This is a genomic window from Rheinheimera nanhaiensis E407-8 (genome assembly GCF_000296695.1).
GTDB lineage: Bacteria > Pseudomonadota > Gammaproteobacteria > Enterobacterales > Alteromonadaceae > Alishewanella > Alishewanella nanhaiensis.
In genome coordinates, this window is the sequence record NZ_BAFK01000023.1 from 22,547 (window position 1) to 40,453 (window position 17,907).

General features: G+C 53.1%; 17 protein-coding genes. 8 read left to right on the top strand and 9 right to left on the bottom strand.

The features are described 5' to 3' along the window. The 6 genes from pheT to dapA form a co-directional block, all read right to left on the bottom strand. The gene (pheT, locus tag RNAN_RS15610) at positions 1–2,388 is read right to left on the bottom strand and encodes a phenylalanine--tRNA ligase subunit beta (RefSeq protein ID WP_008223541.1); all 2,388 of its coding nucleotides are present in this window, start codon (positions 2,386–2,388) and stop codon (positions 1–3) included. Between the two features lie 14 nt (positions 2,389–2,402). Next, positions 2,403–3,383, bottom strand: a complete 981-nt coding sequence (pheS, locus tag RNAN_RS15615) for a phenylalanine--tRNA ligase subunit alpha (protein WP_008223544.1) — start codon at positions 3,381–3,383, stop codon at positions 2,403–2,405. A 110-nt stretch (positions 3,384–3,493) separates the two neighbouring features. Further along, positions 3,494–4,189 carry a DnaA inactivator Hda gene (hda, locus tag RNAN_RS15620; RefSeq protein WP_008223545.1) on the bottom strand — a complete coding sequence of 232 codons (696 nt, stop codon included), beginning with the start codon at positions 4,187–4,189 and terminating at the stop codon, positions 3,494–3,496. After that, positions 4,189–5,292, bottom strand: a complete 1,104-nt coding sequence (locus RNAN_RS15625) for a DUF2066 domain-containing protein (RefSeq protein ID WP_008223546.1) — start codon at positions 5,290–5,292, stop codon at positions 4,189–4,191. Before RNAN_RS15625 ends, hda begins: the two co-directional genes overlap by 1 nt. A gap of 54 nt (positions 5,293–5,346) precedes the next feature. After that, complete coding sequence (gene bamC / locus RNAN_RS15630; RefSeq protein WP_008223549.1) at positions 5,347–6,402, bottom strand: NlpB/DapX family lipoprotein; 1,056 nt, start codon at positions 6,400–6,402, stop codon at positions 5,347–5,349. A 51-nt stretch (positions 6,403–6,453) separates the two neighbouring features. After that, entirely contained in the window at positions 6,454–7,338 is an 885-nt protein-coding gene (gene dapA, locus RNAN_RS15635; protein WP_040552327.1) for a 4-hydroxy-tetrahydrodipicolinate synthase, read from the bottom strand. A gap of 182 nt (positions 7,339–7,520) precedes the next feature. Between dapA and RNAN_RS15640 the strand changes: the two genes are divergently transcribed. From RNAN_RS15640 to RNAN_RS15655, 4 genes are all read left to right on the top strand, one after another. Then, entirely contained in the window at positions 7,521–8,045 is a 525-nt protein-coding gene (locus RNAN_RS15640; RefSeq protein WP_008223553.1) for a glycine cleavage system transcriptional repressor, read from the top strand. A gap of 61 nt (positions 8,046–8,106) precedes the next feature. After that, a complete protein-coding gene (gene bcp / locus RNAN_RS15645) occupies positions 8,107–8,571 on the top strand; it encodes a thioredoxin-dependent thiol peroxidase (RefSeq protein ID WP_008223555.1) in 465 nt (154 codons plus the stop codon). Positions 8,572–8,601: 30 nt separating this feature from the next. After that, on the top strand, positions 8,602–9,708 hold the full coding sequence (locus RNAN_RS15650; RefSeq protein ID WP_008223557.1) for a PQQ-dependent sugar dehydrogenase: 1,107 nt from the start codon (positions 8,602–8,604) through the stop codon (positions 9,706–9,708). Further along, positions 9,709–11,748, top strand: a complete 2,040-nt coding sequence (locus RNAN_RS15655) for a TonB-dependent receptor family protein (RefSeq protein ID WP_148275763.1) — start codon at positions 9,709–9,711, stop codon at positions 11,746–11,748. Between the two features lie 18 nt (positions 11,749–11,766). Here the strand turns inward: RNAN_RS15655 and RNAN_RS15660 are convergent, their stop codons facing one another. Continuing rightward, on the bottom strand, positions 11,767–12,846 hold the full coding sequence (locus RNAN_RS15660; RefSeq protein WP_008223561.1) for an AI-2E family transporter: 1,080 nt from the start codon (positions 12,844–12,846) through the stop codon (positions 11,767–11,769). A 205-nt stretch (positions 12,847–13,051) separates the two neighbouring features. Between RNAN_RS15660 and bepA the strand changes: the two genes are divergently transcribed. Genes bepA through RNAN_RS15680 form a run of 4 tightly spaced genes read left to right on the top strand, consistent with a single transcriptional unit; the run spans position 13,052 to position 15,886 of the window. Further along, the gene (gene bepA, locus RNAN_RS15665) at positions 13,052–14,497 is read left to right on the top strand and encodes a beta-barrel assembly-enhancing protease (RefSeq protein ID WP_008223563.1); all 1,446 of its coding nucleotides are present in this window, start codon (positions 13,052–13,054) and stop codon (positions 14,495–14,497) included. A 29-nt stretch (positions 14,498–14,526) separates the two neighbouring features. Beyond that, positions 14,527–14,874, top strand: coding sequence for an arsenate reductase (glutaredoxin) (arsC, locus tag RNAN_RS15670; RefSeq protein ID WP_008223564.1), 348 nt, complete (start codon positions 14,527–14,529; stop codon positions 14,872–14,874). After that, the gene (gene wrbA / locus RNAN_RS15675; RefSeq protein WP_008223565.1) at positions 14,871–15,449 is read left to right on the top strand and encodes an NAD(P)H:quinone oxidoreductase; all 579 of its coding nucleotides are present in this window, start codon (positions 14,871–14,873) and stop codon (positions 15,447–15,449) included. The genes arsC and wrbA overlap by 4 nt, the downstream gene beginning before the upstream one ends. Positions 15,450–15,451: 2 nt before the next feature. Then, positions 15,452–15,886, top strand: coding sequence for a DUF2069 domain-containing protein (locus tag RNAN_RS15680; protein ID WP_040552329.1), 435 nt, complete (start codon positions 15,452–15,454; stop codon positions 15,884–15,886). Here the strand turns inward: RNAN_RS15680 and RNAN_RS15685 are convergent. Next, positions 15,883–16,656, bottom strand: a complete 774-nt coding sequence (locus RNAN_RS15685) for a substrate-binding periplasmic protein (protein WP_008223567.1) — start codon at positions 16,654–16,656, stop codon at positions 15,883–15,885. The two genes, RNAN_RS15680 and RNAN_RS15685, sit on opposite strands and share 4 nt — an antisense overlap. Positions 16,657–16,712: 56 nt before the next feature. After that, positions 16,713–17,903 carry a DNA recombination protein RmuC gene (locus RNAN_RS15690; protein WP_008223568.1) on the bottom strand — a complete coding sequence of 397 codons (1,191 nt, stop codon included), beginning with the start codon at positions 17,901–17,903 and terminating at the stop codon, positions 16,713–16,715. Positions 17,904–17,907 lie beyond the last annotated feature (4 nt).

Sequence of the window (17,907 nt, forward strand, 5' to 3'; positions counted from 1 at the left end):
TTAATCCCTCAACGTTGCGTTGAACTCTTCACCAAGCGCGCTAACTACTTGATTTACCAACTGTTGGATATCTTTATCTTCCAGGGTACGCGCTATATCCTGCAGGGTCAGAGCAATGGCCAGCGATTTAAAACCCTCTGCCACACCCGGTCCTGTGTATACGTCAAACAATTTTAGGTCAACTAGTTGATTTCCGCCAACTTTTTTTATAGTAGCAGCTATATCGGCAAAACGCACCTCTGTTTTTACCACCAGCGCCAGATCGCGCCGGTTAGCCGGGTACTTCGACAGCTCTTTGGCCTGTACAATATCACGCAGCCCAAGTGCTGACAGTTCCAGCTCAAACAGATAGGCTTTGCCTTTAATACCCAGCTTACGCTCAGCTTCTGGGTGCAGTGCCCCCAGATACCCTACCAGGCTGTCGCCGCGGTATACTGCGGCCGTTTGGCCCGGGTGCAATGCACTGTGCTCAGCAGTAACAAAGCGAAACGCATCCGGCACCGAGGTTTGAGCCAACAGCGCCTCAACATCGCCTTTAACATCATAGAAGTCGGCAACGCGATTTTCCATGTTCCAATGCTCATTATGCATTGAACCCAGAATAACACCGCCTAACACCGCCACCTGACGCACGCCGTCTTCGGCTTGTGCATCCGGCACAAATTTCAGGCCATACTCAAACAACCGGATCCGGCTTTGTTGCCGGTTTTGGTTGTATTGCACGGTTTGCAATAAGCCTGGCCACAGGTTCAGCCGCATGGCTGACATGTCGGCCGAAATCGGGTTGGGTAACACCAATGCCTGCTGCTGCGGAAACAGTTGTTGCTGCACTTTAGGGTCAACAAAGCTGTAGGTAATGGCTTCCTGATAACCGCGGTCTACCAGCACAGTGCGCAGGCGCTGCACACTGAGCTCAGCTTCATTAAAGCTGCGCATGGTTAAACTGGCTTGCGGCGCTACATTAGGAATATTGTTGTAACCATATACCCGCGCCACTTCTTCTATCAGATCTTCTGCGATACTGATATCAAAACGGTAACCCGGCACTTTCACCTGCCAGCCGTCAGCCGTTTCGCTGACATGCAGGCCTAATCGGCTAAAAATGGCGCTCACGTCGGCCTTGGCGATGCTGATGCCCAAAATACGGCTCAGTTTGGCTTCGGTTAAGCTGATATCCGCAGTTTTTGGCAGATGAGCTTGCGATACGGCTTCCACCACCGGGCCAGGCTCGCCACCACAAATATCGACTAACAAACGGCTGGCGCGCTCCATCGCATCGCGCTGCAGCTGGGGATCTACCCCACGCTCGTAGCGGTGTGAAGCATCGGTATGCAGGCCGTATTGACGGGCTTTACCGGCGATAGCCAAAGGCGCAAAAAAAGCACTTTCTAAAAAGATGTCTTTGCTGTTGCTGGTGACGCCACTGTGCAAGCCGCCAAATACGCCAGCCATTGCCAGCGCTTTACTGTTATCGGCAATCACTAAGGTATTGGCTTTTAGCGTTACTTCGCTTTCATCCAGCAGCACCAGCTTTTCGCCCTCGTTGGCCAGGCGCACAGTAATATCACCATCGATGCTGGCTAAATCAAAGGCATGCATCGGATGGCCCAGCTCCAGCAGCACATAGTTGGTAATATCCACCACCGCATCTATGCTGCGCACACCGCAGCGGCGCAGTTTTTCTGTTAGCCACAGCGGGCTTGGCGCACTGACATTGACGTTACGGATAATACGGCCCAAATAACGCGGACAGGCATCCGGCGCGGCTAAGCTAATGGCTTTTGTCTCGGCATGGGTCGCAGCTACAGGTTCAATCAGCGGCTGACAGACATCCAGCTTGTTTAACACCCCAACTTCACGGGCCAGGCCTTTAATGCCTAAACAGTCGGCGCGGTTAGGGGTGAGATCCACTTCGATAATACAGTCGTCCAGCTCCAGGTACTGACGGATATCCTGCCCCAGCGGCGCATCTTGCGGCAGCTCGATAATACCATCTGAGTCCTCTGCCATGCCCAGCTCCGAGAACGAGCACAGCATACCGTTAGAGGGCTGGCCACGTAATTTGGCTTTTTTGATGACAAAATCACCCGGCAGCACGGCACCCACAGTGGCTACCGCGACTTTTAAGCCTTTACGGCAGTTTTTTGCACCACAGACGATATCCAGCAGCTCGCCACTGCCGGTATTAACTTTAGTCACCTGCAGTTTATCGGCATCCGGGTGCGGGCCGCATTCGACCACTTCGCCCACCACGACGCCGCTAAACTGACCGGCGACCGGCTCAATACCGTCCACTTCCAGACCGGCCATCGACAACTGTTCAGATAAGGTGTTGCTGTCAATAGCAGGGTTTACCCACTGCCGTAACCAGGCTTCACTGAATTTCATTTACTTCACTCCGCTTATCTGAACTGTTTTAAGAAACGTAAATCATTTTCGAAGAAGGCGCGTAAATCGGTTACCCCGTAGCGCAGCATGGTTAGGCGCTCAACGCCCATACCAAAAGCAAAACCGCTGTATACCTCAGGGTCAATACCGACTGAGCGCAGCACATTAGGGTGCACCATACCGCAGCCTAACACTTCCAGCCATTTGCCGTTTTTACCCATCACGTCTACTTCAGCAGAAGGTTCGGTGAAGGGGAAAAACGAGGGCCGAAAACGGATCTGCAGGTCTTCTTCAAAGAAGTTGTGTAAAAAGTCGTGCAGTATGCCTTTAAGCTCAGTAAAGCTGACTTTGGTGTCCACCATTAAGCCTTCCACCTGATGAAACATCGGGGTGTGGGTTTGGTCGTAATCGTTGCGATACACGCGGCCTGGCGAGATGATACGCAGTGGCGGCTGTTGCTGCTCCATAGTACGAATTTGCACGCCCGAGGTTTGGGTGCGCAGCATCAGCTTGGGGTTAAAATAAAAAGTATCATGATCTGCCCGCGCCGGGTGGTGCTCGGGAATATTCAGCGCATCAAAATTATGAAAATCATCTTCAATTTCCGGGCCGTGCTTTACTTCAAAACCAAGCTCAGCAAAAAACGCGCTGATGCGCTCTATGGTGCGGGTTACCGGGTGCAGGCCACCAAACTCCAGGGTGCGGCCCGGTAGGGTAACATCAATTTGTTCCTGCGCCAGTTTTGCCGCCAGCTGAGCGTTTTGCAGCAGATCGCGCCGTGCATTTAGCGCATCCTGCACCTGCTGTTTTAATTCGTTAATTTGCGCGCCGGCTTGTTTGCGCTGCTCGGGATCCATCGCACCCAGCGATTTCAGTAATTCAGTGATGCTGCCCTTTTTGCCGAGAAACTCGACCCGGATCTGTTCCAGTGCCGGAATATCGGCGGCGGCGGCAACGGCCTCTAAGGCGTTTTCCATTATTGCTGTCAGGTTCATGCGTGTCCTCAAAGCAGCTAGTAGGGTTCAGTATTAAAGCCGCTAATGATACACCAGAACCTTGGCTAAACGCAGGCGTTTAACCGACTTTTTCTGGCAAACCGTATGGATTAATTAAGAATTTCTTTGACAAACGGAATGGTTAACTTGCGCTGATGTACTAAGGTGGCTTTATCCAGCTTATCAAGGGTCGCCACCAGGGCGCGAATGTCTCTGTCCTGATGATTCAGCAGATAGCGCGCGACCTCATCCGGCAGCTCCATACCACGCAGGCGCGCCTTTTGTTGCAGCAGCTTTTGCTTGTCGTCATCGGTCAGTAAACGCAGCTGAAAACTGGTGCAGGCCTGCAGGCGCGACACTAAATCAGCCAGTTGCAGCCCCAGTTGGGCCGGTGCCTGGTTACCCACGATGATTAAGGCCTTGCCCTGCTCCAGCATGCGGTTGTATAGGTCAAACACGGCAGTTTGCCAGCTTAGCTCGCCGGCGATGGCCTGGATATTATCCAGACACACCAGATCTAAATGTTCCAGATTATCCAGCAGGCGCGGGCTGAACTGGCGGCACTCATCCAGTGCCACCAGCTGACTGGTTAAGCCCTGCTCCTGCGCCTGCACGCAGGCAGCGTACAGCAAATGCGACTTACCGCTGCCGCTGGCACCAAATAAATACAGCGGGTTTTGCGCCGTGCTTTGGCCAAGATAGTGTTTTAAGTAAGCGACCGCGGCGCTTTGCGCGCCGGCATAAAAGCTGTCGAGGGTTTCATCTTCCGGAAGCGTTACAGCCAGCGTATATTGCAGAGGTTGCATCAGGGCCGGCTGTAAATAAAGGTGGCCAGTACCGGCACGGCGGTGCTGTCTAAGGCCTGCGGCTGCGCTGTCTCCACGGTGCCCAGCACAGGTTCACTAAACTCAGTTGCTGTTGGCGAGGCTGAAACAGCTAATTTTAAGCGCGGGCTAAAGCGCAGCGCATTCATCAGGCCATCGGCACCTGTACTGCTGCTGATCAGATAATAAGCGCTGCCATTGGCAAAACGGCTGATGGTTACCTCCGTAACGCCAACCAGTTGCTGCAATAAACGCTGTACGTTAACGATATCGGCCAGATTTTGCAGTTGCTGCACCTCTAACAACAGCTGCGCGCCACTTTCGCTGCTAAGCACACTGGCGTATTGCTGCGCCAGCTGTGACGCCAGTAACGATGCAAAGGCCTGCATCAGACTGTCGGCATCCGCTGCTGTGACTTCATCACGAAAGGTACGGTTATCGGCCTGGCGCTGCCAGCTGAGCTTAAGCGCCGCGTCGCCCTCGCCGGCTTGCATATCCACGGTGGCCGCAATGACTATATCGGGGTTATAGCGGCCACTGGCCTGCGTTATCGGCTGCCAGAAACCGGCCCACACATCGGTATCCGACAACTGGTTGACATCGTCAAAATCGTATAACGGCTGCAGCAGTGGTAAAGCCGATTGCTTAAATGCCTTTTGCAGCGCAGTTGTCAGCTCAGTATCGGCGCTACGGATAAAACGGCGCTGCTGACCGTCCTGTACAACCAGCCACACCAGAATATCGGGTCGCATATTGCCCCATACCGGCAGCTGGTTACTCTGCAATAACTGGTTAATTTTTACCGCATCCAGCAGCACCCGCATCCGGTTACCATCCTGATGCCGCACCGATTCAAACTGCTTAACGTACGCCGAGGGTGCGGCAAGCTCAGGAGCAATCGCCGGCAGGCTGGCAATATCGGCATTGCCGGTTACCCGCACTAACACCTGCTGCAGGGCAAGACGCTGCCACTGCGCCGCGCCGCCTGTGGCTTCCACCTCTGCCTGGTACAAGTCTGTCACTTGCGCCGCGCCAGCACTCAGGCTGGTTACCAAAACAAACAGCAGCAGTCCCGTTATCCGCATTCTCATTCCCTACCTAAGCCTTGGTCAAATTCCGTGCTACAGCGCTTTTAGCCGTTACAGCTCTACCCGGGCCAGCCGGATCGCCTCCACAAATGGCTGATGCAGCGCCAATACGGTTTCCGGCGCCAGCTCGGCGCCGTCTTTGTCGCGCAGGCTGATGGCCGTTTGCTGGGCCACGCGGCTTAACACCAACTGGTATTCACCGTTAGCCACCGGTAATACCGGTTTCTCAGCCGAGCCCCAGATGCGCGACCACAAGCCCGGTTCCTGCCTGGTGTAGTTTAGATAGTAGGTAAAGACCGAACGGTTCATATCGGTCACTTCCAGATTAAGCTCGGTAAATACCGCTTCCAGCTGTGACCACACCACGTCTATCGGTTGTGGTGACAATAACGCCGCGTTGCCGTTCGCATCCATCCCGGGCTCTAATGCTACATCGGGGGCTTTGGCTTTATTGGCCTGGGCAATAATGATTTCTTCTTTACCAATCCTGTCTATGATTTGGTTGAGTAACGCCACTTCCTGGCGCTGTGCTGCACGCCCAATCAGCTTGGCGTCTTCATTAAAGTATTGATGCTCCAGCATAGAGACTGTCATGCTGGCTGAGCGGCCATGTGGCCTGGGTTCGATACGAATAGTGAACCTTGCCTGCTCCGTTTGCTGCACAGATTTCCAAAACCAAAAACCCTGCTCTTCGCTACGGCTGATCCAGCCGGTGGTATACACCAGACCTGTCTCGTCAGCGTCAAGCGCTACCCCTTGTTCAGAAAACTGCGTCTGTAACATTTGCTGTAAAAACGGCACTAAATCACCGGTGTAGTCATTACGGTCAAACCACACCCGCGACAGTTTATCGCCCTCTTCTACCCGGCTGCTGCTGGCCGTTGCCAGCACTAATGCCGGTGAACGGGTACCTGTCTCAGCTTGTGCCGCACTGGCTTCTGGGATATCAAACTGTGCCGGTTGTGCCGGCTGCGCTAAACCGGTGGGGATTTTAAGGCTGCTTACGCCTTTAGTGCCCTCATCCTGTGTTGGCTGCTGTGCCGAAAACAACGAGCATCCGGATAACAATACGCTGGCCACTAAACTACTTTTCACCCAATGTTGCACTTACTTACTCCTAAGATAAGGTGGCGCACAGTATAACTGCGCGCAACACCATCAAACTGATATGCCGGCTTTTGCCAGTGCCTGTTCGATTACCGCCGCATGAATTGGTTCAAGCGGTGTCAGAGGCAGACGCATAGTGTCAGAGGCTATCAGGCCCATTTTTTTCAGCGCCCATTTTGCCGGTATTGGATTCGCTTCGATAAATAAATCATGATGCAGTGCCTGCAGCGGTGCATCGGTAGCTCTGGCAGATGCCTCTTCGCCGGCCATGGCAAACTGGCAGAGTTTTGCCATCGCCGCTGGGGCTATATTGGCAGTCACCGAAATAACGCCATGCCCACCTTGTAACATAAAATCGCAGGCCGAAGCATCATCACCGCTTAACAGGGTAAAGCCAGTGGGACACAGCTGTTTTAGCTCGGCCAAGCGCTGCATAGAGCCGGTCGCTTCTTTAATACCAACGATATTGACGGTCTTACTCAGCTCTGCAACGGTTTCGGGCAGTAAATCTACGCCGGTACGGCCAGGTACGTTATACAGCAGCACAGGTTTATCGCCCGCCGCCGCTGCAACCGCATTAAAATGCAGCACCATGCCTTTTTGCATCGGCTTATTGTAAAACGGCGTTACGGTTAAAAAACCGTCTATTGGCAAGCGCGCCAGGGCTTTGGTACGCTCAACCGCTTCGGCGGTGGCATTGGCACCGTTACCGGCGATAACGCCAATTTTGCCCTGTACCTGCTCACAGACTGCTGACATCACCTTAAGTTGTTCAGCAAAACTGATGGTTGCCGCCTCACCGGTGGTGCCCATAATAACCAGCCCATCGGTGCCGTTTTGCAGGTGAAAATCAACCAGTCGCGCTAAGCTGTGATAATCAATCTCGCCAGAATCCAGCATAGGTGTAACAAGCGCAACCCAACTTCCTTTGAACATCGTAATACAAGCCCCGTCATCTGTAAGGGCGTCTATGTTAAAGAGACACCGGCCTAAACACAAGAAGCGCAGACGCAATGAGCAACATCAGCAAGCCAGATGACTTCAGCTAAGGGTATGTTACACTTGACGCCTTAATGTTGACCTCCTGTCTCTGTGCACAGCCTTCAGGGTTTTATACTATGCCTCAACAACTTGTTGTCACCGCGATCGGCACTGACCGGACCGGTATTGTTAGTAAGCTGGCGCGTTTAGTCACCGATTGCAACTGTAATATCACCGATAGCCGCATGGCCATTTTTGGTGGCGAATTTACCTTTATCATGTTGTTATCCGGTGATCCGGCCTCGATCAGCCGGATAGAACATTTATTACCCGGTCTTGGGTTGGAACTTGATCTGACTACCATGACCAAACGTACTGGTGCCCACCAAAGCAGAGCCGTGGCTGCACATTATGTGCTGGACTACACCGGTGCAGACAGGGTTGGCACCTTAGGTGCGATAACCGGTTTACTGGCCAGTCATCAGGTGTATATCGGCTCTTTACAATCGCAAAGCCGGTTAGATGCCAGCGGGGTGTTACAGATGCATACCCAAATGACGCTGGAAATCCCCGAAGGCGAACAGCCCGATGCTATTCGTGCGGCAGTGATGGCGCTGTTGGCTGAGATGAATTTAACCGGCAGTTTTCATGCCCAGGTATAACAACACCCGGATGGAACAGCTCTGGGTGTAACGCCAGATATCATAAATAGAGGGAAGCAACATGAGCTATTTAGCCGCTGGCCAGAGCGCGCCAGACTTTACCTTAGCAGATCAACACAATCAGCCCGTTACCTTATCTGCCTTATTAAAACAGCAACGCGTGCTGGTATATTTTTACCCTAAAGCCATGACGCCCGGCTGTACCGTGCAGGCCTGTGGCCTGCGCGACAGTAAAGATGAGCTAAGCGCCAAAGGCGTCACTGTCGTAGGCATCAGCACCGATGCACCGGCAAAACTGGCCAAGTTTGCCCAGCGCGACCAGCTAAACTTTACCCTGCTGTCAGACGAAGACCACAAAGTGGCGGACGCTTTTGGTGTCTGGGGCGAGAAAAAATTTATGGGTAAAGTGTATGACGGTTTACACCGCATCAGTTTTTTAATCGGCCAGGATGGCAAAGTCGAAAAAGTCTTTGCTGATTTTAAAACCAAAGACCACCATCAGGTAGTGCTCAATTATCTGGCCTAACACTCTTACTATGCTAGCGGGGAGAACATAATGAAAAAGATACTACTAAGCCTGGCTATCGCCTCGGCCCTTTGCGGTAATGCAGCCGCGACAGTACTGAACACCGAAAAAGCGCATATCCAGGTGGATACCCTGGTATCCGGCCTGAAACACCCCTGGGGCATAAGCTTTTTGCCCGATGGCCGTCTGCTGGTAACCGAGCGTAACGGTGGCTTACTGCTGGTATCCGCTGATGGTAAAAGCAAAACCGCACTGAGCGGCTTACCAGCGATTGAAGCCAAAGGCCAGGGCGGCTTGCTCGATGTGGTGTTGTCACCGGATTTTGCCAACAACAACCGGTTATTTTTCAGCTTCAGCGAGCCCGGTGAGGGCGGCAGCAGCACAGCAGTCGCCAGTGCTATTTTGCGCGGTGACGCCCTTACTGAGGTTAAGGTTATTTTTAGCCAGCAGCCTAAAGTGGATGCCCGTCACCATTTTGGCAGCCGGTTAGTGTTTGATAACGATGGCAACCTGTTTATCACCATGGGCGATCGCGGCAGCCAGCGTAATGAAGCGCAAAACCTGGCCAATCATATCGGTACCGTATCGCGCGTTACGCCAGAGGGTGCTGCGGTAAAAACTAACCCCTTTGTTGATAACAAAGACGCCAGGGCAGAAATTTGGTCGTACGGTCATCGCAATATTCAGGGCGCGGCACTGCACCCAACTACCGGCGAGCTGTGGACCCATGAACACGGCCCTCAGGGTGGTGATGAAATTAACATTGCCCGGGCCGGTAAAAATTATGGCTGGCCGGTGATCACCTATGGTGAGGAATATGGCGGCGGCGTAATCGGTAAAAAGCAACAAGCCGGTTTAGAGCAACCGCTGCATTACTGGGTACCCTCTATCGCCCCCAGCGGTATGGTGTTTTACGGTGCTGAGCTATTCAGTGGCTGGAAAAACAATATGTTGGTTGGCTCGTTAAAATTCGGCCAGTTGGTGCGCCTGGAGCTGGATGGCGAAAAAGTGGCACATGAAGAGCGTATTATGATTGGCCAACGCATTCGTGATGTCGAGCAAGGGCCAGACGGCGCCGTGTATTTACTTACCGACAGCAGCGATGGCCAGGTGCTGCGGTTAACGCCGGCACAATAAATGACAGGCAAGACAACCGGTGCCGCTAGCATGCTGTCTACGCTGGCACTGGCGCTTAGTTACAGCAGCCCTGCGTTCGCACAACAAACAGCTACGGCAGATAACACCGAAGTTATAGTGGTAAGTGCCTCACTGCAGCGTGAGGCCTGGCTTAACAGCCCGGCCTCAACGGCGTTATCCTTTACCCCTGACAGCGGTATTTTAATTGACAGTGCCCAGCTGTTTGCCGGCCTGGTTGGTGTGCAAGCCGACAGCCGGGCCAACTTTGCTCAGGATACCCGTTTAAGTGTGCGCGGTTTTGGCAGTCGCAGTGCCTTTGGTATCCGCTCGTTGTACTTACAGCAAGACGGCATTCCCATTTCAACGCCCGATGGCCAGGGGCAGTTATCGAGCATTTTGCTCGACAACATTGAAAGTGTAGAAGTATTAAAAGGCCCAATGGCGACCTTATACGGCAATGCTTCCGGTGGCGTGATTTCATTGTTCAGCCGCACACCGGTGCAAAACGCGGCTGGCGTTGCGCTGGCAGGCTCTGAGCAGCACCGGCAGTATCAGCTGTTTGCTGACTGGGTATCGGGTGAAAGCAGCTTAAGCGCCAGTGCCAAACATTTCACCACCGACGGCTACCGGCCGCACTCACAGGCCGAGAAACAGCAAGCCCAGCTGCTGTACCGCACAGCGATAGCTGAGCATGCCCGCCTGAGCGCCCGGCTGGACTATGCACGCGACCCGCAATTACAGGATCCGCTGGGGCTAAGCCTGGACGCCTGGCGTGCAAACCCGACGCAAACCGATACTGCAGCACAGCGGTTTGATACCGAGAAAAACAGCAGACAGCGTCAGCTCAGTGTCAGCCTGTCGGATTACCGGCACACCGATGCCTGGCAAATCAGTGCCTGGCTGGGTGAGCGGTACATTGGTCAGCGCCTGGCGTTTACCGGCAGCGCGCCAACCTCTGCCGGCGGCGAAGTGGTACTGGACCGCCAGTTTAGCGGCCTTAATGCCCATTACCGGCTGCTACAGGGCGAAACCTATCAGCTGCGTGTCGGCGCCAGTGTCATGCAAAGCGATGACGACCGGCTGGGTTTTATTAACGACTTTGGCCAGCGCGGCGAGCTGCGCCGCGATCAGACCGACAGTGCCAATAACACTGATGTGTTTGTCCGCGGCCAGTGGCAACCGGCAAAGCGCTGGCAACTGCAGGCAGGCTGGCGCTACAGTGAGCTAAAGCTGAAAATAGCTGACCGCTACATTAACGCGGATAACCCGGACGACAGTGGCAGCAAAGCCTTTTATAACCAGGCGCTGGCGGCCGGCGTCAATTATCGGCTTAATGACAACCTGAGTGCGTTTTTAAGTGCTGCCCGCGGTTTTGAAAGCCCTACTCTTGCCGAAATAGCCTACAAAGCTGATGACAACGGCATCAATCTGGCGCTGGATGCCAGTCGCAACCGGCAATGGGAAAGCGGCCTGAAATGGCAACACCGCGGTATTAGCGGCAGTATCAGCCTGTTTGATATTCAAACTACCGATGAGTTGGTGGTCGATCAGGCGGTTGGCGGCCGCACCAGCTATCGCAATGCCGCCCAGACCGCGCGCCGCGGCGCTGAGCTGCAACTTAGCTGGCGCCACAATGACTATATCCGCCAGCAGCTTGGCGCCCATTATCTGAGCGCCGAGTTTGATGCCGGCGAGCTGAGCGGTAAGCGCTTGCCAGGTGTGGCAAAGCAGCAGCTGGACTGGCAGCTTGAACTAACACCCTGGCAGGATAACACCGTCCTTAGCCTGCAAAGCCGTTATCGCAGTAAGGTTTATGTAGATGATGATAACAGCGCAGCAGCCCCTGCGGCACTGACCTTTTCGCTCGGTGCACGACACAGCCAGCAACTGCAACCACTGATATTGGATTACTGGCTGGCCCTGGACAACCTGACCGACAAAACCTATGTCGGCTCGGTGATTGTCAATAATGGCCGGCCGATAGAGCCGGCAGCGGGACGTGAGCTAAGCGCCGGTGTCAGCGCCCGTTTCTATTGGTAAACATGCATCCGTAGCGCCTCACACGCTGTTACTTTCTGCCTGGTCGGGGTGCACCCGCGTCGACCAGGCATTTACTGTCGCCTTCACCAGTGACGCCAGCGGTATCGCAAAAAAGATCCCCCAGAAGCCAAACAGGCCACCAAAAAACAGCACCGCAATAATAATAAACACCGGGTTTAAATTAACCACCTCAGAAAATAATACCGGCACCAGCAAGTTTCCGTCCAGCGCCTGAATAATGCCGTAGGCCAGCATCAGGTAACCAAACTCGGCACTGGGGCCCCACTGAAAAAACGCCACCAGCGCTACCGGCAAGGTCACCACAGCGGCACCCACATATGGGATCAATACCGACAGCCCCACTAACACGCCCAGCAGCAGCGGGTAATTCAGGCCAAACAAGGCAAACACGATATAACTGGTGGTGCCGACAATCAGGATCTCCAAAATTTTACCGCGGATATAGTTCATGATCTGCATATTCATCTCATGCCAGACCTGGCTTATCAATTTACGCTCGGTCGGCAGCAGTTGCACAAAACTGCTGGTAAGCTGGGCTTTGTCCTTTAGCATAAAAAACACCATCAGCGGCACCAACACCAGATAAATCAGCAAGGCCACCAAATCGACAATCGACGCCAGTGATAACTGCAGCATATCGCGGCCAAAGCCCATCAAGCGCTCGTCTACCGAATGCATAAACAGGTTAATTTGCTCGACACTGACCATACCGGGAAAGGCTTCCGGCAGCTCAAGCAGGTAAGCCTTACCCTGCTCAATCATTTGCGGTAAATCACGCAGTAAATTACGGCCCTGGTACCACACCAGCGGGATGATCCACATCAGCGTTAAGGTTGCCACGCCAACAAAGGCCGACACCACGACGATGGTGCTCACGGCGCGCGATAAGCCTAACCTGGCTAATCTTACAACCGGCCATTCCAGCAAATAGGCCAGCGCAATCGCCACTAATACCGGCGCTAAAATACCACTTAGCCAGTAAATGGCCATAAAACCGATCACCAGTAACAAAAACAGCGTGACAACCTGAGGATCTGAAAACTTATGCAGGTACCACTTTTTTAACCAATCCAACATTAGCCAACTCCAGTAAAGTATCAGTGCCAAGCGCAATAAACGCTTCGCAGTATAACGAAGAAAGCAAGAATTTGGTGCTTAACTGTGAGCAGACGACGAATTTATGCTAAATTAGCGGCCGCTGCCGTTGGAACTAATCGACACAAACTCAGACAAAGTGAGCAATGTTAGCTATCTATCACGCATCAGGGCGGGCGATCCTTTTATGACGTTTTATGCTGTACAAAAACCGTTAGTTTGCCTGCTGGCACTGTGGCTAGCCACTGTACCCACCGCGGCCCAGGCCTCACTGCCCGACCTGGGCGGCAATGCCTTTAGCACCATTACCCCGGACAAAGAAAAGCAGCTGGGCGATGTCATGATGCGCCAAACCCGCGGCAGCCTGCCTATGGTGTACGACCCTTTACTGGATGAGTACATTAACTCGCTGGGTAACCGCCTGGTAGCGCGTGCTAATGACGTCAAGTTCCCGTTTAAGTTTTACTGGGTACAGGATAAAAACATCAACGCTTTCGCCACCCTTGGCGGCAATATTGCTTCGCACACCGGCACCCTGGCGGTGGCGGACAACGAAAGCGAGTTTGCCTCGGTAATGGCGCACGAAATTGCCCACGTTACCCAGCGCCACATTGCCCGTTTTGTTGAAGCGCAAAGCCAAAAAGCCCCCCTCACGCTGGCCGGCATTTTAGGCGCTATAGTACTGGCCACAGTTAACCCCGATGCCGGCATGGCGGCCATGATGGCCACGCAAGGCGCTGCGCAGCAAAGCGCGATTAATTTTACCCGCAGTAATGAGCAGGAAGCTGATCGTATTGGTATGCAAATATTGGCCGATGCAGGGTTTGACCCACACGCCGTGCCGGATTTCTTTCGTAAGCTGACCGAGCAAAGCCGCTTTATCAACCAGCAGCTGGCGTTTTTGCAAACCCACCCCTTATCACAAAGCCGGGTCAGTGACACCCGATTAAGAGCTGAGCAATTCCAGCGTCGCTTTATCCCCGACAGCCAGGACTTTACCCTAAGCCGGGCCAGGGTATTAGCACGCTATCATTACAGCAAGCAGGACGCCGAAACCGTGTTTCGCAAAATGCTGAGCGAGCCCGGTGGCAATACCAAAGCCAATCAGTATGGGCTGGCCATCGCCTTGCTGGATAACAACAAGTTAGATGCCGCACGCAAGCAAATTGAAACCCTGCTGGCGCAGGATGAGCATAATCTGTACTACGTTGACGTTTACACCGATATTCTGCTGGCACAAAAAGAGTACCAGCTGTGCCTGGACATGCTGGAGCAGCAATATATGCTCAGGCCGAATAATCAGGTGGTCACGCTAAATTACGCCAATGCGGCGCTAAAATCCGGCGCTAACCGCTTAGCAATACACCTGCTAAAAAGCCTGTTGTTTTATAAACACGACAGTATCTTAGCCTATGATTTACTCTCAGATGCCTATAAAGCCACCGGCGATATAGCGCGTTTTTATGAAGCGCGCGCCGATTTAAGTTATCAGCTGGCCAATTATCCGCTCGCTATTGATGATCTGAACGAAGCGCTAAATTACCTGAAACCGGAAGAAAAACTGGAAAACCGCCGGCTGGAAGCGAAAAAACGTCAACTACAGGCTGAATTTGACCGCTTACGCCGCATGTAAACAGCCAGACACAACCACAGGACAACCGCATGTTTACCATTTACCATAACCCGCGCTGCTCAAAAAGCCGTGAAGCGCTGGCGCTGCTGCAACAGCACACTGAGCAAGTTAGCGTTATTGAATACCTGAAAACACCGCCCAGCACGGCTGAACTGGCCGCCCTGCTGAAAAAACTTAACATCAGCGCCCGGCAATTGCTGCGCAGCAAAGAAGACGAGTACCAAAGGCTTGGGCTGGATAACCCGGCGCTGTCCGAGCAACAGCTGCTGGCGGTGATGCAGCAACACCCTAAACTGATTGAACGGCCAATAGTCGTGCGTGGTGAGCGTGCTGTTATTGGCCGGCCGCTTAGCAACGTTGAAACCTTGCTGCCATGACCGGTTATGTTCTGATCCTGTATTACTCGCGCCATGGTGCTGTGGCAGCCCTGGCGGATAAAATTGCTATAGGCGTGCAACAAGCCGGTGTTGAGGCGCGGGTGCGCTGCATACCGCCACTGGATAATAGCCATGCCTGTAAACACGCCATTGTCAGCCAGCAAGAACTGGCACAGTGCGATGGCCTGGCCTTTGGCAGCCCGGTGCGCTTTGGTAACATGGTAGCCGATGCTAAAGCCTTTTGGGACAGCACTACCAGCCTGTGGCTAAAAGGTGAACTTATCGACAAGCCTGCCGGCGTCTTTACTTCATCGGGCAGTATGCATGGCGGCAATGAAGCCACTTTGCTCAGTATGAGCCTGCCGTTGTTACATCACGGTATGCTGCTTACCGGCATCCCTTACAGCGAGCCAGAGCTGCATCAAACCCAAAGCGGCGGCACGCCCTATGGCCCAAGCCATGTCAGTGGTCACCATGCTGATAGCAAACTCAGTATTGACGAGCAGCGCCTGGCCATTAGCTTTGGCAAACGACTGGCCAGCTTAAGCCAGCAATTAAAACAACACAGAGTATAAGCATGACAACATCACCCTCCTCTACGACAGCCCCGGTGCCAATGGCGGCAAATACAGCGCGCTATTTACTGCTGGGGCGGCTTGGCTTTTTTGGTTTATGGCTGTTACAACCTCTGTGGATTTTATGGCTGGCGCCGCCGCAACTGGGTAATGCCTATGTGCTGTTGGCGTTATTGTGGCTGCCATTATGGCTACCGTTTTATGGCATTGTGAAAGGCCATGCCTACACGCTGGCCTGGGCCAATTTTATTGTGATGATTTACTTTTTGCACAGCCTGACCAACCTTTGGGTCGCCAGCGGTATGCACCTGTACCTGTCGATACTGGAATTGCTGTTGGCCAGTATGATGTTTATTGGCTGCACCTACTATGCGCGGTTTCGCGGCATGGAGCTGGGCCTTAAGATCCCCCGTTTAAAAGATGATCCACGCCGTTAAGGCGTGGCTGGCCGGCCCATATAAAAATTGAGTTGCCGGCCAATAAAGCCGTTTTCTACCAGCTGTGCAAATTGTTGCTTCAGCCGCGCTGACAGCGCTTTATCATAGTTACTCAGTGCACAATATACCGACGGCGGTGCTGACCAGAGCGCATCAGCGGCAAAGCTGGTGTCACCAGAGGTTTTTACGTAAAAGTGGTAAGACAGATCGACCGTCATTACCACGTCAAGCCGGCCCTGCTTTAACCGCATCAGATTACTTTCCAGCGAATGGGCATCGTCACGGATCACATCGCCTAAGCGAAACACCTGCTCCAGCTCCGGGTAAGTAAAGCCCCAGGTGGTACCCACCCGTTTACCGGCCAGATATTGAATAGCGGTCACCGGCTCGCTGTCGTGCCGGCGGATCATCAGCTGCTGCGTGCTAAAAAGTGCTCCGGTCCAGCTGAGCTTTTCCGGCTCATTAACCCAGTCGGGGTTTAAAAAGCAGGCCAGCTCGGCTTTGCCGTCACGCAGCCAGGGCTCTACCCGGGTGCGCGGCAGATTAAGGTAACTCACGCCGGCTCCCAGCTGTCTGGCCAGCTCATCAATAATATCTTTACTGATCCCCGCTTGTAAGCTGCCATCGGCGGCAAAAATGGCATAAGGCGGTGTATTACTTTCACTGACAATGGCCCTTAACTGCAGCGGCGGCTGTGCCGACAACCAGGCGGAAAAGGTTGCGGAAAACATTACGGCAAACAGCAAAAACCACCGACTACTTTTGCGCATAACAACCCCTTCTCACGGCCGGGTTAATCGTTTAGTTTAGGTTTGTCTGATACAGCTTAGTCAGTTTGCTCCAGCCATTCCACTTTTTCTATCTGGCTAAAACGGCTGCTGATCTTGTTAGCCGAGGTATGAATTTGCTTCACGTCCACCGCAGCCTGATCAATATGCTTGGCCAAATTGTCAAAGCGGCCACGGAAACGGTCAAAGTCTTCGGCCAGTTTCACCAAATGTTCCTGAATTAAATGCACCTGGCGGCGGGTAGCATCATCTTTTAGCACACTGCGCGCTGTGGTTAGTACTGCCATTAGCGTGGTGGGCGATGTTAGCCACACGCGCCGCCGGTAAGCTTCTTCTACCAGATCCGCATGATAGGCATGCAGCTCGGCAAAGATGGCCTCGGCCGGTAAGAACATAATGGCGCCATCGGCCGTTTCATTGCTGATAATGTATTTGTCGGCAATATCGTTAATATGCTTTTTAATATCCAGTTTAAACTGGCGCTGCGCCAGCTTACGCTCATCACTGCTGTACTGCGGATCGGTCATCTTTTTATAGCTTTCCAGCGGAAACTTGGCGTCTATGGCAATATCGCCACTGGGCTTGGGTAAAAACAGCATGCAGTCGGCAATACGGCCATTACTAAGGGTATGTTGCAGCGAAAAGTGCTGCTCTGGCAGGACATTGCGAATAAGCGCGGTTAACTGCACTTCACCAAAAGCGCCACGCGAGCGTTTATCGGCCAGCACTTCCTGCAGGCTGACCACGTTAGTGGACAGTTCGGTGATCTTCTTTTGCGCATCGTCAATCAGCGCCAGCCGTTTAACTATGTCGGTAAAGGTTTGGTTAGTTTTTTCAAAGCCATCGCTTAAGCGTTTTTCTACCTGACCGGCAATGTCTTTCAGGCGCTGATCAATACTTTGCGTAAGCTGCTTTACCTGCTCGGCCAACATTATCGCTTGTTGCTGCAGGTTTTTGCTTAGCTCAAAGCGCGCCGCCTGCTGGGTGTCGGTGATTTTTTGCAGCACCTGCAGCAGATGTTCCTGTTGCTGTTGCTGTAACTGCTGGCGCTGCTGATGTAACTGCTCCAGTAATTGCTGCTGCCACTGACCTTGCTGCTGCAGCTGTTCTAATTTAAATTGCTGCAGCTGCGCCGTAGCTGCCGAGCGGCGCATTAACAAGACCAGCAATAACACCAGGTTCAGGCTGATTAAAGCACCCAGCAGATAAAACCAATGCGCTGTTGTCATAAAA